The organism is Aliarcobacter skirrowii CCUG 10374, from assembly GCF_003544835.1.
Lineage (GTDB): Bacteria > Campylobacterota > Campylobacteria > Campylobacterales > Arcobacteraceae > Aliarcobacter > Aliarcobacter skirrowii.
This window is the reverse complement of record NZ_CP032099.1, coordinates 543,914-559,931: the sequence shown is the minus strand read 5'-3', so window position 1 is coordinate 559,931 and position 16,018 is coordinate 543,914. Positions and strand designations below refer to the sequence as shown.

The window sequence follows — 16,018 nt, the reverse complement described above, 5'->3', positions numbered from 1 at the left end:
GAATAATTATAAAGTTTATATTCTATCTAAATATTGTTTTAAAAGCCCAATTATTTTGGGCTTTTAAACTTTTATAGAGATTTTGCAGTTATTTTTGTAAGTCTTTGAGTAAATGCAACTCTATCGCTTATATCCATTCCTTCACTAATTTTTCCTAAATCTAGTAAAATCCAAGCAATATCTTCAATAAGCTCTTCATCTTTTGTAAGATTTAGTTTTTGAACTATCTCATGATTTGGATTTATCTCTAAAATTGGTTTAATCTCTGGAACATCTTGTCCCATTGCTTTAAACATATGAGCCATAGCAGCCATTTGTGCATCTTGCTCATCTTTTGTAATACAAGAGGCAAAACTATCAAGTCTTGAAGTAAGTTTTACATCTTTTACCTCATCTTTTAGTTTCTCTTTGATTTTTACAACTATATCTTTATATTTCTCATCTTGCTCTTTTTTCTCCTCTTCACTAATTTGTGATTTTGGAGCTTCACAAGTTGTAACATCTTTAAATTGCCACTCTTTAAATGCACCAATTGTTGGAGTTACGATCTCATCTATCTCTTTATCATCTAAGATTAAAACTTCAATTCCATTTTTTTTGTAGCTTTCGATTAAAGGAGAGTTTCTTAAAACTTTTTCATTATCTCCAACAATATAGTAAATAGCTTTTTGTTCACTATTTGCTCTTTGTTTATAATCTTCTAATGAAGTTAATTTTTTCTCATCATTTGTAGATTTATATCTTAAAAGCTCTAAAATAGACTCTTTGTTTGTATAATCTTGATAAACTCCCTCTTTTAATGCACGATTATATTGAGAGATAAATTGTGAGTATTTCTCCTCATCTTTTGATAATTTTTTAATCTCACTTAAAATCTTTTTAACGCTACTTTGTTTGATATTTGCTAGGATTCTATTCTCTTGTAAAATCTCACGGCTAACATTTAGTGGTAAATCTTCACTATCAATAATTCCTCTTACAAATCTTAAGTAAGTTGGTAATAATTCTCTATCATCATCTGTTATAAATACTCTTTTTACATAAAGTTTAATTCCACTTTGATAATCTGCTCTATACATATCCATTGGTGCATTTTTTGGAATGTAAAATAGAGTTGTGTACTCATTTACACCCTCTGTTTTTGTGTGAATTGTAACTAATGGATCATTTGAGTCTTGAGATATTGATTTATAAAAACTATTATAATCTTCTTGTTTTAATTTAGCTTTTGCTTGAGTCCAAAGTGCTGTTGCTGCATTTATTTGTTCATGTTTTCTCTCAATAGTTTTAACAGCTTCTTTTCCAGCTTTTTTATCCTCATCACTTAAAGTTTGCGTCACTTCTTCGTCATAGTTTAAGAAAATTGGATAAGCAATATGGTTTGAATATTTTTCAACTATATTTTTAATTCTATATTTACTTGCAAACTCACTTACCTCATCATCTTTTAATTTGATATAGATAACTGTTCCATTTGTCTCTTTTGTACAAGCAGATAAATCAAACTCTCCAGTTCCAGTTGATGACCATTTATAAGCAGTCTCTTCACCAGCTTTTTTAGAGATTACATCTACTTTTTCTGCAACCATAAATACAGAGTAAAATCCAACTCCAAATTGACCAATTAAGTTTGAATCTTTTTTTGCATCACCTGTTAGTGCTTCAACAAAAGATTTAGTCCCACTCTTTGCAATAGTACCAATAGAGTTTATCATATCATCTTCATTCATACCAATACCATTGTCAACTATAGTTAAAGATTTATCTTTCTCATCAAAAGAGATATTAATCTCACCTTTCCAAGAAGCAAAACTCTCCTTTAAATTCTCATCTGTAAGTCTTAGATAGTTTAATTTATCAATAGCATCGCTAGCATTTGATACAAGCTCTCTTATAAAAATCTCTTTATTTGAGTATAAAGAGTGTGTCATTAAGTGAAGTAGTTGCCCTACTTCTGTTTGAAATTGATGTTTTGCCATAAAAAAATCTCCTTTTTTTATATTTATTATAAATATTTTAAATTTTTCAAAAAGGAATTTTATCAAACCTTTATTAAACTTGGCTAAAGTTTTTTTAAAAAATTAGCACTTGAATATACACATTGCTAAAATATAATAGCTTCATTTATATAGTATCTTTATGATAAAATTTTAGTATTTATTGAGAAGGAAAGATTATGGAAATAATGTTAAAAATCTGGGATTACTGGTTTTTTATATGTTCAGGTATAGCTTTATTCATCTTATATGTAGAAATTACAACTAAAGTAAATGGTGCTAATGGTTTAATTTGGCTTGTTATAACAAGTTTGTTAGCGTGTGCAACTTTAGTTCTGTGGTTTATATCAATAATATTTTTAGAATTAGGAACACTATTTTTATACCTTTTCTATTCAATTATGTACTTTATAATATATATCTTTCTTTCAGTATATTTAACAAACTATTTTTCGAATAGAAGCAGAAGAAATAGATTTTAATAGGAAAAATGATGACAAAACAAAATTTTATAGATGATTTACAAAAAATTTATGACTATTTAGACAAAGAAAAAGAAAAAACAAATGAGTTGCTAAAATTTTTAGAAAATAAAAAGTTTGATAAACTCTTGATAATCGATGATTTTGCAAAGAGTTTAGATTTGAAAATGAGTGATGATTTAAGATTTGCACTTGTTACACGACTTGTAAATTTAAGAGATGATAGTTTAGTTCAAGTTTTGAAAAAACTTGAAAAGAGTGAAGAAGAGATTATTAAAATTCAAGAAAAAGCATATCAATTTGTAAAAAAATATTGGCACGAAAAACATAAAAACTTAATAGATTTTATAGTTCAAAATAAGCTTTTAACTCCTTTTTATAGAGAAATTTTTATTGGAGTTTACAATGTTGGTCTTGCTATGTCATCTTGGCAAAGCTCTTGGACAGCACACATAATAAATAAAATAAACAAAGAACTAAATGCTAAATTTGAAGGCAACGAAGAAAAAATTATGAAATATCTTGAAGATGAAAATCTTCTTGATTTAGGACATGGTGGAATTATTGCAGATAGATGTTATTCAGCACTTGTAAAAGAGAATGAAACTTATAGTTCAAAAGCATATATAAAAGCTTTCAAAAAAGAGGTTACACAAGTTGTAGATTCTCTTGAAGAGTTTGTAGATAAATTAATCGAGCTTGAAGACGAAATTTATAATCAAAAATGGGATTATATAAGATATATTCAAAGTTTAATTGTAGCATTTAGTGAAGATAAAACAGATGAGCTTGTAAATAAATGGGCAGATGTTGATAGAGCTTGGATGAAGATAACTACACCTATTCAAATAGGACATCCACTTGAATACTATGAAGACCACTTTAGAAAAGCAGTTGCACTAGAGTGGGATATTAGAGTTACAAATCCAAAATTTGCACAAAATGACCATAGAGTAAATAAGATAAAATCATCATTTACAAAAATATTTAGTAGTTTTGAAGCAAACGAAAGCTACAAAAAAATCTTTGATTTTAGCTTCAAATCACTTGATAAAGTACAACTTTATGTTGGAAGACCAGCTCTGTTTTTTGGAGCTGAGTTAAATGGTCTTTTTTCAGCACAAGTTGTTCCAAATGATGAAGTTGTTTCAAAAGAGCTTGGTAAAAAGATATTTGCATTTTCTGATGAGATTTTACAAAGTAGCAGAGCTAAACCATTTTTAAAACTAAGCCGTGAAATATTTGGGCAAGAGTTTTTAAGAAAAGATAGAGAGTTTTTATTTAATCAAACACAATCTTGGCATAGTGTTTACGATATTAGCACTATTGGGCATGAATATGGACACATTTTATGGTGCGATGAAGAGAGTGAATCTTTAATGAATAAAACAGGAAACTACAAAAATATTGAAGAGTTTAAAGCAACAACAGGTGGATTAATCTCTTTTTTCCTTGATGTCTCAACAGATGAGCTACACTTAAAAGAGCAAGTTTTAATAGATTTAATAAAAAGAAGTGTAGGACTTATATCTTGGATGGAGGTTGATGAAGTTCAACCCTACTATTGTGAAGGTTTAATTCATCTTGCAGGACTTTTTGAAAGTGGTGTTTTATCTTGGAGTGATGAGAATAAAAAATTAGATATAAATATGAGTGAAGTGAACTATCAAAATCTTAAAATGTGGTATATTGAAAACTATACAAAACTAGCAAAACACTATTTAGATAAACTTGATGCTACAATATTTTTAAACCTATATGCAACAAAAGATGGAAAATATTTTATGCCAAATGATAAAAATATAAACGCTTTTGTTAAATATTATTTTAAAAGATACCAAGAGATAGGTCAAGAAATAGATACAGAGGATAAAAAAAGCAACTATATAAAATAGGATTTAAATCCTATTTTAATACTTTTTTAACTCATTTAAAAATTCAATAATCTCAACTTTTATCTCATCTTCACTTATTCCATCTTGCAAAGCACCCATTTTAACCTTTTTTGAAAAAACAGATTCAATAGTTAAATCTTTATTGATTTTATAGACAAAATAGCTATTCATAGAGTTATCTTTTAATCCCAAAGCTTTTACAAACTCTCCATTTGAGTCATTTATTAGAGTTATTTTTGAATCTTTATAAAGTTTTTCCAACTCACCCTCAACTGCCATTTTTTTAATGAGCCAAGGTGTATTTGAAATATTTGCAACAAAAACAATATTTTTATCATCAACTTTTTCTAAATCTTTGAAAACAGCCAATGAATCATGATTTAAAACAACTAAATATATTGGAAAATCTTTAAAAATTTCCTCTTTTTTTGTATTAGAATTTCCAGCAATTACATCAAGATATAGAGGTAAACTTGAATAATTTAGCTCAATATTTTTATTTTTTGGCTCTAAAAACTCTTTTGGAGCAGTTAAATAAACCAACAAAGCAAAACCAGCAACTCCTAAAAAAACTATTTTTAATATATTTATCATTTTTTAAGCCTTTTGTCTTTTAGCCCATCTTGAAAATAGCCTATAATTTGTAATATTTTCATCTAATTTTTTATCTCTTAAAATATTTTCAACTAAATTGTGTGCTAAATATAAAGATAATACAAATCCTCTTCCACCAACACCATTTAGAGTATATAGATTTTTAATTACTTCCAAATTCTCATTTTTTATATGCGTTCCATTTTTTATGTGAGGATATTTTTCAAAACTCTTTTTAGAATCAACTAGCAATCCTACCATGGCAAAATAATCAACACTAGAAGCACGAGCACCTATTTTAACATCTAAAAGCTCAATATCTTCAAGTTTTTTAATACTATTTGCTTTTTCTAAAAGCTCTTTTGTATCATTTTTCATAATTTGTAATGTCTTTTCATTATGATCTATTAGATTTATATTTTTTAGTTTTAAATTATATGAACTATCACTCATATCTTCACTAAATCTATTGTGTGTTGCACCAATTGAAACTATGCCGTTATGACTTTTTGATAAAGAGCACTCTTTATGATAGTTTATATCAACTTTTGTAGAAGTTTTTACATCAATCTTTTGTCCCCAAACGGCTCTTATATCAAAATATGGCTCAGAAATTAGTGAAATATCAGCACCTGTTGCTAAAAATAGTTTATTTGCTTTTATCTCATTATTTATTATCCAAAAATCATCTTTTTGTTCAATTTTTAAAACTTCATAATCAAAAAGCTTCTCTACATCACTACTCAAAGCTTTACAAATCTCATATGGTTTTATTGTACTTCCAACTTTAAAAAAATATCCATCTTCAAACTTTTCAAACTCAAAATCCATAAATGGAATATAGCTTTGAAACTTATTATCTTCATCTCTGTTTTTTGGAATCCTACAAGTTCCACAATTATCTAAAAATTGATTAAACTCTTTTTTATAAATATCTATTGAAAATTTTAAAGCTTCTGTAACCAAAGTTTTAAAGTTATTACTTTTTCCTAAAAGTGGCGATAAAAATGCTCCAGCAGCTCCACTTGCTCCAAAAGCTACATCTTTGTTTTTATCAATTAAAAGAACACTTTTTGACTCTTTTTTTAAAAAATAACTCAAAGAGCAACCAGCAATTCCAGCACCAATAATTATATAATCATATTTTTTCATAAAAAGGATTATATCAAAATTTTATAAAACTACTTTCAACCTTGATTGACTTTGACTCAAGGTTTGGATATAATGTTGCCTTAAAAAAATTTAAAAATATTATTAATTTAGGAAAGAAAAAATGGCAAAAAGTTTATATGAAACACTTGAAGTTAGCGAAAATGCAACTGCTGAAGAGATTAAAAAAGCTTATAGAAAATTAGCAAGAAAATATCATCCTGATGTAAATAAAGACCCAAAAGCTGAGGATAAATTTAAAGAGATAAATGCAGCTTATGAGGTTTTAAGCGATCCACAGAAAAAACAACAGTATGACCAATATGGTGACTCTATGTTTGGTGGGCAAAATTTTAGTGATTTTGCAAGAAGCCAAGGTGGTGGAGTTGATTTAGATGAGATTTTAAGACAGATGTTTGGAGCTGGTGGATTTGGAAGATCAGGATTTTCAAACTCTGGTTTTGGTGGATTTGGTTTTGATGAGCCCGATTTAGATACTCAAGCTCAAGTTACAATCCCTTTTGATGTTGCAGTTTTAGGTGGGAAACAGCATATTAGTTTATCAAATGACTCTTTTGATATTAAAATTCCAGAAGGAATAGAAAATGGTCAAAAAATTAGAGCAAAAGGAAAAGGAAAATCGTATCAAGGAAGAAGAGGTGATTTGATTTTAAAAATAAATATAGCACCTAGTAATGAGTATGAAAGAGATGGTGATACATTAACAAAATATTTTGATGTTCCATTAAAAACAGCACTTTTTGGTGGAAAAGTTGAGATAAAAACAATCCACAAAGATATAACTCTAAAAGTTCCACAAAACACAAAACAGAATCAAAAATTTAGAGTAAAAGAGCTTGGAGTTTTAAATAAAAAGACAAATCAAAAGGGTGATTTATACCTTAAAGCAAATATTATTTTACCAAAGATAGAGGATTTAGATCCAAAATTTGCTCAAATATTAGAAGAGAATCTACCAAATAACTAAAGGAGAGAGTATGGAAAAAAACAGCTATGTAGAGCCTATTTTTTTAATCTCAGCAGTTGCTGAGATTTTAAATATTCATCCTCAAACTCTAAGACAATATGAGAGAGAAGGACTTATTAAACCATCAAGAACAAATGGAAAAATAAGGCTTTACTCTCAAAAAGATATAAACCATATAAAATATGTTTTAACTTTAACTAGAGATTTAGGGGTAAATTTAGCTGGTGTTGATATTATCTTACAAAAAGATAGTATTATTCAATCTCTTGAGAATGAAATTGAAGATTTAAAAAGTAGATTCTTGAAGAAAAGTAGCAACTCTGTTGTTCCTGACAAAAAAGCTTTAGTTGTTCAAAAAAGCTCTTTGGAAGTTGTGATTGTAAAAAAGTAGGACTATTTTCCTACTCTTTTTTTTGCTCCACTTATCAATCTCTCATTTGATACAATGGCTCTTGTATGAACTCCTGTTCCAATAACTCCTCCACTATCAACAACCTCTATTTCAAACTTATATAATTTCCCTTCCATACCAACAAAAGTTGCTGTTGAAATTGCTGTATCATTTTCTAAAGTTGGTGCTAAATGTTTTATATCAACTCCAACTCCAACACTAAGCTCTCCATCTTTTAAAAGATTTTTCATCATCTTAGCAGCACTACACTCCATTAAAGCTACCATTCTAGCAGTTGCAAAAACTGGCGGAAAATTATCATCAACAGATATTTGCAAATTTTCAGCCAAATCTTTATTTTGAACTTTATACTCTATTGTAGCTTTTGTTCCTATTTCTAAACTCATCTCTTCTCCTTAGATTTATTGTAAAAATAATATACTATTAAAATAAATTTAAAACTAGGATAAAAATGATAGATTTAGATAATCAAACTAATTTTGATGTAGATTTGCAGAGTTTAGAAAAAATAGCATCAACTTTAACTTCAAAAGATATAGAGCTTTTAATTGTTGATAACAAAACTATTCAAGAGATTAATAAAGAGCATAGACAAAAAGATGAACCAACAGATGTTTTAAGTTTTCCAATGGAGTTTAACTTTCCTAATATGCCATTAGGTTCAATAATAATTTCAATTGATTTTGTAAAAGATAAATCAAAAGAGTACAGTCACAAAGAGGAAGAAGAGTTAAGTTTACTATTTATTCACGGAATTTTGCATCTTTTAGGATTTGATCATGAAGTTGATAATGGAGAGCATAGACAAAAAGAGGAAGAACTTATAAAGTTATTTAATCTTCCATCTAGTTTAATTGTGAGAAACTCTTAAATTAAGAGCATTTTTGGCAAATACCACTTAAAATAATATCAGTTTGATTTACTTTAAAATTATTTAAATTTGAGATTTGTTTTGAAATATCACTTGAATCTAACTCTATATCCATAACAGCTTTACAATTTGAACAAACTAAGTGAGCGTGCTCATTTTTTGATAACTCATAAACTGTTTTTGCATTTGGTATTTTAACTTCACTTAAAAAAAGTTTTTCAACCATTGAGTTTATATTTTTGTAAATTGTTGCTAGTGACACAGATGGAAATCTATCAAGTAATTTTTTGTATAAATCATCTATATTCATATGTCCATTTTTATATAACTCTTCAATAATAGCAATTCTTTGAGGAGTTACTTTTAAATCATAGTTTTTTAATAGTGCTGTTGTATTAATCATAATATTCCTTAGTTTTTAGAAAATTTTTTTATTTTAGCTAAAATAAGTTTATTTTTGCTTTAATCTTATTAAAAAATAAATTTTCTTTTTTAATAAGATTAAATTTTACTTTTTTAAAACCTTATTTTAGATACTATTTTTAAATTTTTTTTTTGGATTATATATTGTACAAAATTCTTTTAATACTTATTTTTTCTATATTTTTAAACGCTCAAAATTTAAAAATTGCTTCATACAATGTTGAAAACTTTTTTGATTTAAATAAAGACAAAAGTGATTACAAAGAGTATATTCCAAATAGCTCAACACAATGGAATCAAAGAAATTTCAATATAAAACTAAACAATATTTTAAAAGTTTTAAATGATTTAGATGCTGATATTATAGCTTTACAAGAGATAGAAAATGAGAGTTTAATGAAACTTTTGAAAAAAAATCTTCCACAATATAGCTATTATAGTTTTACAAAATATCAAAACTCATCTGTTGGGCTTGGTTTTTTATCAAAAATTCCTATAAAAAGTAGCTCAAGTTTAAATGTAAAATTCTCAAATGCAATATATAGACCTATTTTAGAATCAACTTTTCAAATAGATAATATTGAATTTAAAATATTTAATAATCACTGGCCTTCAAAAAGAGCTAGTGAAAACTATAGAATAAAATATGCAAAAACTCTATACGATAGAGTAAAAACTCTTCCAAATGATTACGATTATATAATTTTGGGAGATTTAAATAGCAACTACAATGAGTTTGAAACTTTTAAAGGTGATAAAAAACTAAATCAAACAGCAGGACTTACAGGAATAAACCATATATTAAAAACTACAGTTGATGACAAATATGTAGTTTTAGCTGATATTTTAAATTATAATTTCAAAGTTCACTACAATCTTTGGTTGGATTTAAAAACTCCTCTTAGATTCTCTACAAAATTTAGAAACCAAAATAATACTCCTGATAACATAATTATCCCAACAGCTCTTTTTGATAATAAAAATTTATCATATATTTTAAACTCTTTTGAAGTTTTTAAACCAAATTATCTATTTTTTGATAACAAAGTTTATAGATGGCAGATGAGTAATGAAAAAATTTCAAAGCATAAAGGTGCTGGATTTTCAGACCATCTTCCTGTTTTTGCATATTTTTCTATAAAAAAAGATGACACAAATCCAATTTCAAAAAAAGATTTTAAACACAATATAAATTTGATTTCTGATCTATATAAAAAAGAGAAACTCCTATTTCCAATAACATTAGAAGATGTTACTGTAATTTATAAATATGAAGATAAAGCTATTGTAAAACAAGATAACAATAGAGCTATATATATTTTTAAAGATGCTAAAAATTTAAAAATAGGTTTTAATTATGACATTCAAGTAAATCAAGTGTATGATTTTTATGGATTAAAAGAGATAAAAGATTTTAATATTTTAAAAGAAAAAAATGAGCATGAAGATTACAAAAAACTATTTTTAGATGGTTTTAAAATAGATATTTTTGATTTTAAATATGAAAATGAGATTATTACAAACTTAGTTGGTACTGTAAATAATTCAAGACTGATTTTACCAAATAAAAAATCAATAAAACTATTTGCAAAAGATAAAACAATTTTGCCAAAAAATGGTGCAAAAATAGAGTTAAAAGAGGCTCATTTAGCATCATTTAAAGGTAATATGCAAATAATTATTCATAAAACTAGCGATTATAAAGAGATAAAATGAGATTAATTAAATCAATATTTACAAATAGTAGTGGAATTTTATTCTCAAGAGTAACAGGTTTTATAAGAGATTTAATGACAGCTTCAATTTTAGGAGCAAATGTATATTCAGATATATTTTTTATAGCATTTAAATTTCCAAACTTATTTAGAAGTATCTTTGCTGATGGAGCTTTTACTCAAGCATTTATACCATCTTATGCAAAATCAAAATTTAAGATCAGATTCTCTTCTATTATATTTTTACAAATTTTAGCTTTTTTAATAGTTTTATCTTTGGTTGTTACACTATTTTCTCACCTTTTTGCAAAAGCTTTTGCAATTGGATTTACCAAAGAGACTATCGATTTAGCAGCACCACTTTTTGCTATAAATTTTTACTATTTGCCACTTATATTTATAGTTACTTTTATGGGGGCTTTACTTCAATATAAACACCACTTTGCAACAACAGCATACTCAACTGCTCTTTTAAATCTATCTATGATTGCAAGTTTGATTATTGCAAAAGGCTTAGAGAGTTATACCATAACTTTTTATCTCTCATTTGGTGTAATAATTGGTGGAATTTTGCAAGTAGCTGTTCATCTAATAGCTATAAAAAGAGCAAATTTATGCAAAATTTTTACTTTTAAAAAACATAAGAAAAAAGAGGAAAACAGATTTTATAAGAACTTTTTTGCAGCAACTTTAGGCTCTTCAACTCTACACATATCTGCATTTATTGATACTTGGCTTGCATCTTTTTTAGTAAGTGGTTCAATATCTTATTTGTACTATGCAAATAGAGTTTTTCAACTCCCCCTTGCAATTTTTGCAATAGCAACATCAATTGCACTATTTCCAATGGTTGCAAGGGCTATTAAAAACAAAGATGAACAACGAGCTTTGAAACTTATGAAAAAATCATCTTTGATTTTGTTTGTAGTTTTAAGTTTTTCAATGCTTGTTGGAATTATTTTAGATGAATTTATAATAAAAATACTATTTCAAAGAGGTGCCTTTACAAGTGAAGACACAGTAAACACAGCACTTATTTTGACAATGTATTTAATAGGGCTTCTTCCATTTGGTTTAGCAAAAATATTTTCACTTTGGTTATATGCAAAAGAGCAACAACTTTTAAGTGCAAAAATATCTATGCAGAGTTTAGCTTGGAACATAGTATTCTCTCTTGCTTTAATATATCCATTTGAAGCTGCTGGATTAGCATTTGCTAGCACTTTAAGTGGTTTTATTCTTTTTTATCTTACAATCAAAGCTTTTGGTTTTAGAAAATTTATTAATATGTTTAAAAAGGCTTAGATTTAGCATTTTTTAGATAAAATCTATGAATTTTTTAAAAAAACAGGAAGATAATGAGAAAGTTTTTAAAACAGTATACACCATTTTATAAAAATTATATTTTAGAGATTATTTTAGGTTTTATAGGAATTTTACTTGTAGCTGGTGCAACTGCTGGAACAGCTTATGCAATTCAACCACTGCTAGATGATATTTTCATAAATAAAGATGAAGAGATGCTTTATATTATGCCTATAATAATTATTTTGCTCTATTTTGCAAAAGGTTTAGGAACATATCTTCAAGCTTATTTTGTATCTTATATTGGTCAAGATATCACTAGAATTGTAAGAGATGGTTTGTTTGGTCATATTTTAAAACTTGATTATATATTTTTTCAAAAAATTCACACAGGTGAGCTTGTAAGTAGAATAATAAATGATATAAATAGAATTCAAAGAGCTGTTTCAAACTCTTTTGCAGAGCTAATAAGAGAGAGTTTAACAATTGTTGCACTTGTAGGACTTGTAATTTACAGATCACCAGAACTTGCTTTTTATGGATTAGTTGTACTTCCACTCGCTTTTTATCCTCTTAGTCTATTAGCAAAAAAGATGAAAAAACTATCTTTTAAATCTCAAGAGAGCAACTCTGATATAACTTCAAGTTTAACAGAATCTTTTAATAATATAGAGATAATAAAAGCAAATAGTACAGAAGAGTTAGAGAAGAAAAAATTTACAATTTTAAATATGATTTTTTTTAAATACAATATGAAAGCTGTTAAGACAAATGAGTTAACATCGCCTTTAATGGAGATTTTAGGAAGTTTAGCATTTGCAACAGTTGTAGTTGTTGGTGGCCTGAAGGTAATAAATGGTGAACTTACAACAGGTGAGTTTAGTTCATTTATAGCAGCACTATTTATGTTATACACACCAATAAAAAGATTATCAAAACTATATAATAGTATGCAAGATGCAATCGCTGCAAATGATAGAATTATGGATATGTTTAAAATAAAACCAAATGTTGTATCAGGAACACTTACTATACAAGAAGAGATATCAAATATTAAATTTTCAAATGTTGGTCTGTTTTATGATGATTTTGAAGCATTAAAAAATATAAATCTTGATGCAAAAAAGGGCGAAATTGTAGCCTTAGTTGGAGATAGTGGTGGTGGAAAATCATCATTTATAAATCTACTTCCTAGATTTTACGATGCAAGTAGTGGTGAAATTTTACTAAATAGCATAAATATAAATCAATTTGATTTAAAATCTTTAAGAGATAGTATTAGCATAGTTACTCAAAGAGTATATATTTTTAATGACACAATTGCAGCAAATGTTGCTTATGGTCAAGAGTTAGATGAAGTTAAAGTTATAGAGGCTTTAAAACAAGCTCACGCATACGAATTTGTTTTAAAGATGAAAAAAGGCATTCATACAGTTTTAGATGAAGCTGGAACAAATTTAAGTGGTGGTCAAAGACAAAGAGTTGCAATTGCTAGAGCTTTATATAAAAATCCAAAAATATTAATTCTTGATGAAGCAACTTCAGCTCTTGACAATAAAAGCGAAGAGATTGTAAGTCAAGTTATTCAAGAGGTTAGCAAACAAAGAGTTACTTTTGTAATTGCTCATAGACTAAGTACAATTAAAAATGCAACTAAAATTGCTGTTTTTAAAAGTGGAAAAATCTTAGATATTGGAACTTATGATGAGTTATTAAATAGATGCGATGAGTTTAAAAGACTTCATAATTCAGCAAATATTTGATAATTTTTAGATATTATTTATCAATTTTTTTAAAAAGGAAATATTTTGTTAAGTTATGAAACTCTTAAAAAAGTACTATTTAAATTTGAACCTGAAACTGCACACAATATTGCAGAATTTAGCCTAAAATTTTTAGGAAATTGTAAAATTCTTAAAAATTCTTATGAAAAAAAGAATTTTGTTGAAGATAAAATATTAGAGCAAGAGTTATTTAAAAGAGTTTTTAAAAATCCTGTTGGATTAGCTGCTGGTTTTGATAAAAATGCAACAATGATAAAATCAATGAAAAGCTTAGGATTTGGTTTTACAGAGATTGGAACTGTAACTTTAATGCCACAAGATGGAAATGCAAAGCCTAGAATGTTTAGATACCCTGAACAAAAATCTGTTCAAAATGCTATGGGATTTAATAATTTAGGTGCTCATAAAGTTCTTAAAAACTTAAAAAAACTATACCCTTTTTCAATTCCAATTGGTGTAAATATTGGAAAAAACAAATATACACCTGAAGAGTTTGCAATAAGTGATTATAAAAATTTAATTAAAAAGCTTCATGAGTATGCTGATTATTTGATTATAAATATCTCAAGTCCAAATACTCCAAATTTAAGAGATTTGCAAAATGAGAACTTTATAAAAGAGCTTTTTTCAATGGCAAAAGAGCTAACAAATAAACCAATATTTTTAAAAATTGCTCCTGATATGGATATAACTCAAGCAATAAATCTTTGTAATGTAGCAATTAATGAAGGTGCTAGTGGAATTATTGCAAATAATACAACTATTGATTATAGTTTAGTTGAAGGTTGTAAAGATTTTGGTGGATTAAGTGGTGAATGCTTAAGAGAGAAATCATCTCTATTTTTTAAAGAGCTATCATTTGAGCTATTTGGAAAAACTACACTTATAAGTGTTGGTGGGATAAATAGTGCGCAAGAGGCTTATGAGAGAATTAAAAATGGTGCATCTTTAGTACAAGTATACTCAGCACTTATTTTTGAAGGTCCATCTTTAGCAAAAAAGATAAATGAGGGTTTAATTGAGCTTTTAAAAGCTGATGGTTATTCAAATATATCACAAGCAATAGGTGCAAATTTAAAATAATGAATATTTTTTTTAAATTATTTATAATAATTACTATTTTTGGAGAGTTAATGAGTGCAAATAGTTTACCAAACTACTATACAAAAACATTAAAGAATGGATTAGAAGTTGTAGCGATTCCTATGGAAAATGACTCAAATGTTGTATCTGTAAATGTTTTTTATAAAGTTGGAAGTAGAGATGAGATTATGGGTAAAAGTGGAATAGCTCATATGCTAGAACACCTAAATTTTAAATCTACAAAAAATTTAAAAGCTGGTGAGTTTGATGAGATTGTAAAAGGTTTTGGTGGAGTTAATAATGCAGGAACTAGTTTTGATTACACTCACTATTTTATAAAAACAGCATCAAAAAATACAGATAAATCTTTAGAGTTATTTGCTGAATTAATGCAAAATTTAAATTTAAAAGATAAAGAGTTTCAACCAGAACGAGATGTTGTAGCTGAAGAGAGACGTTGGAGAACAGATAATAATCCAATGGGATATTTACAATTTAGACTATTTAACAATAGCTACATATATCACCCTTATCACTGGACTCCAATTGGATTTATGAGTGATATTCAAAATTGGAAAATTGAAGATATAAAAGATTTTCATTCAAGATACTATCAACCAAAAAATGCAATAGTTGTTGTAAGTGGAGATATTAAAAAAGATGAAGTTTTTTCACTTGTAAAGAAAAATTTTAAAGATATAAAAAATAAAAAAGATATCTCAAACTCTGTTCATATGGTTGAGCCTGTTCAAGATGGTGAAAGAAGAGCTACAATCTATAAAGATTCAAGTGTGCAGATGATTGCAATGGCTTATCATATTCCAAACTTTGAACACAAAGATCAAGTTGCTTTATCTGCTTTATCTCAACTTTTAAGCAGTGGTAAAAGCTCAATTTTACAAAAAGTTTTAGTAGATAAAAAAAGATTAGTAAATTCAATATATGCCTATAACTTGGAGCTAAAAGACCCTGGATTATTTATTTTTATGGCAGTTGCAAATGAAAATATTGATGCTTTAAAAATAGAAAAAGAGATTTTAGATATAATTGCGCAAATTCAAGCAGGAAAAGTTTCAAAAAAAGATATTGACAAAATCAAAATCAACACAAAAGCTGACTTTATTTATTCACTAGAGAGCTCTAGTGATGTTGCATCTTTATTTGGAAACTATTTTGTAAGAGGTAATATAAAACCACTTTTAGAGTATGAAAAAAATTTAGAAAGTTTAACTGTTGAAGATATTGTAAATGTTGCAAAAAAATATCTAGTTAGCAAAAATTCAACTACTATTATTTTAAAAGATGATAAATAGAAAGGGA

General features: G+C 27.0%; 14 protein-coding genes. 9 read left to right on the top strand and 5 right to left on the bottom strand.

From position 1 onward, the window contains the following. Positions 1–71: 71 nt before the first annotated feature. On the bottom strand, positions 72–1,979 hold the full coding sequence (gene htpG, locus ASKIR_RS02965) for a molecular chaperone HtpG (RefSeq protein ID WP_066350127.1): 1,908 nt from the start codon (positions 1,977–1,979) through the stop codon (positions 72–74). A gap of 511 nt (positions 1,980–2,490) precedes the next feature. On the opposite strand from htpG, the gene ciaB reads away from it, so the two are divergent. Further along, complete coding sequence (gene ciaB / locus ASKIR_RS02955) at positions 2,491–4,374, top strand: invasion protein CiaB (RefSeq protein WP_066350128.1); 1,884 nt, start codon at positions 2,491–2,493, stop codon at positions 4,372–4,374. A gap of 15 nt (positions 4,375–4,389) precedes the next feature. Here the strand turns inward: ciaB and ASKIR_RS02950 are convergent, their stop codons facing one another. Both ASKIR_RS02950 and ASKIR_RS02945 read right to left on the bottom strand, forming a co-directional pair. Then, positions 4,390–4,968, bottom strand: coding sequence for a hypothetical protein (locus tag ASKIR_RS02950; protein WP_066350129.1), 579 nt, complete (start codon positions 4,966–4,968; stop codon positions 4,390–4,392). A gap of 3 nt (positions 4,969–4,971) precedes the next feature. After that, the gene (locus ASKIR_RS02945; RefSeq protein WP_066350130.1) at positions 4,972–6,120 is read right to left on the bottom strand and encodes an FAD-dependent oxidoreductase; all 1,149 of its coding nucleotides are present in this window, start codon (positions 6,118–6,120) and stop codon (positions 4,972–4,974) included. 121 nt (positions 6,121–6,241) lie between these two features. On the opposite strand from ASKIR_RS02945, the gene ASKIR_RS02940 reads away from it, so the two are divergent. Next, positions 6,242–7,105: a DnaJ C-terminal domain-containing protein gene (locus tag ASKIR_RS02940; RefSeq protein WP_066350132.1), complete on the top strand. Its 864-nt coding sequence runs from the start codon at positions 6,242–6,244 to the stop codon at positions 7,103–7,105. Positions 7,106–7,115: 10 nt separating this feature from the next. Continuing rightward, a complete protein-coding gene (locus ASKIR_RS02935) occupies positions 7,116–7,496 on the top strand; it encodes a heat shock protein transcriptional repressor HspR (RefSeq protein WP_066159238.1) in 381 nt (126 codons plus the stop codon). A 2-nt stretch (positions 7,497–7,498) separates the two neighbouring features. Here ASKIR_RS02935 and ASKIR_RS02930 read toward each other — a convergent pair whose 3' ends face one another. Next, on the bottom strand, positions 7,499–7,903 hold the full coding sequence (locus tag ASKIR_RS02930) for a thioesterase family protein (RefSeq protein WP_066159242.1): 405 nt from the start codon (positions 7,901–7,903) through the stop codon (positions 7,499–7,501). A 65-nt stretch (positions 7,904–7,968) separates the two neighbouring features. Between ASKIR_RS02930 and ybeY the strand changes: the two genes are divergently transcribed. Continuing rightward, the gene (gene ybeY / locus ASKIR_RS02925) at positions 7,969–8,388 is read left to right on the top strand and encodes an rRNA maturation RNase YbeY (RefSeq protein ID WP_066350134.1); all 420 of its coding nucleotides are present in this window, start codon (positions 7,969–7,971) and stop codon (positions 8,386–8,388) included. A gap of 1 nt (position 8,389) precedes the next feature. Here ybeY and ASKIR_RS02920 read toward each other — a convergent pair whose 3' ends face one another. After that, positions 8,390–8,791, bottom strand: coding sequence for a Fur family transcriptional regulator (locus ASKIR_RS02920; RefSeq protein WP_066159248.1), 402 nt, complete (start codon positions 8,789–8,791; stop codon positions 8,390–8,392). Positions 8,792–8,955: 164 nt separating this feature from the next. Here ASKIR_RS02920 and ASKIR_RS02915 point away from each other — a divergent pair, with 164 nt between their 5' ends. From ASKIR_RS02915 to ASKIR_RS02895, 5 genes are read left to right on the top strand one after another with little or no spacing between them, the layout of a single operon-like run. Next, complete coding sequence (locus ASKIR_RS02915; protein ID WP_228137883.1) at positions 8,956–10,527, top strand: endonuclease/exonuclease/phosphatase family protein; 1,572 nt, start codon at positions 8,956–8,958, stop codon at positions 10,525–10,527. After that, positions 10,524–11,831, top strand: a complete 1,308-nt coding sequence (murJ, locus tag ASKIR_RS02910) for a murein biosynthesis integral membrane protein MurJ (RefSeq protein WP_066350137.1) — start codon at positions 10,524–10,526, stop codon at positions 11,829–11,831. Before ASKIR_RS02915 ends, murJ begins: the two co-directional genes overlap by 4 nt. A gap of 53 nt (positions 11,832–11,884) precedes the next feature. After that, positions 11,885–13,594, top strand: coding sequence for an ABC transporter ATP-binding protein (locus ASKIR_RS02905; protein ID WP_066350138.1), 1,710 nt, complete (start codon positions 11,885–11,887; stop codon positions 13,592–13,594). 45 nt (positions 13,595–13,639) lie between these two features. Continuing rightward, complete coding sequence (locus tag ASKIR_RS02900) at positions 13,640–14,698, top strand: quinone-dependent dihydroorotate dehydrogenase (protein ID WP_066350139.1); 1,059 nt, start codon at positions 13,640–13,642, stop codon at positions 14,696–14,698. A 50-nt stretch (positions 14,699–14,748) separates the two neighbouring features. Continuing rightward, positions 14,749–16,011: a M16 family metallopeptidase gene (locus tag ASKIR_RS02895; RefSeq protein WP_228137884.1), complete on the top strand. Its 1,263-nt coding sequence runs from the start codon at positions 14,749–14,751 to the stop codon at positions 16,009–16,011. Positions 16,012–16,018 lie beyond the last annotated feature (7 nt).

Bases quoted from the DNA above. Each gene is read 5' to 3' on its own strand.
- htpG (WP_066350127.1), bottom strand. From the start codon at position 1,979: ATGGCAAAACATCAATTTCAAACAGAAGTAGGGCAACTACTTCACTTA.
- ciaB (WP_066350128.1), top strand. From the start codon at position 2,491: ATGACAAAACAAAATTTTATAGATGATTTACAAAAAATTTATGACTAT.
- ASKIR_RS02950 (WP_066350129.1), bottom strand. From the start codon at position 4,968: ATGATAAATATATTAAAAATAGTTTTTTTAGGAGTTGCTGGTTTTGCT.
- ASKIR_RS02945 (WP_066350130.1), bottom strand. From the start codon at position 6,120: ATGAAAAAATATGATTATATAATTATTGGTGCTGGAATTGCTGGTTGC.
- ASKIR_RS02940 (WP_066350132.1), top strand. From the start codon at position 6,242: ATGGCAAAAAGTTTATATGAAACACTTGAAGTTAGCGAAAATGCAACT.
- ASKIR_RS02935 (WP_066159238.1), top strand. From the start codon at position 7,116: ATGGAAAAAAACAGCTATGTAGAGCCTATTTTTTTAATCTCAGCAGTT.
- ASKIR_RS02930 (WP_066159242.1), bottom strand. From the start codon at position 7,903: ATGAGTTTAGAAATAGGAACAAAAGCTACAATAGAGTATAAAGTTCAA.
- ybeY (WP_066350134.1), top strand. From the start codon at position 7,969: ATGATAGATTTAGATAATCAAACTAATTTTGATGTAGATTTGCAGAGT.
- ASKIR_RS02920 (WP_066159248.1), bottom strand. From the start codon at position 8,791: ATGATTAATACAACAGCACTATTAAAAAACTATGATTTAAAAGTAACT.
- murJ (WP_066350137.1), top strand. From the start codon at position 10,524: ATGAGATTAATTAAATCAATATTTACAAATAGTAGTGGAATTTTATTC.
- ASKIR_RS02905 (WP_066350138.1), top strand. From the start codon at position 11,885: ATGAGAAAGTTTTTAAAACAGTATACACCATTTTATAAAAATTATATT.
- ASKIR_RS02895 (WP_228137884.1), top strand. From the start codon at position 14,749: ATGAGTGCAAATAGTTTACCAAACTACTATACAAAAACATTAAAGAAT.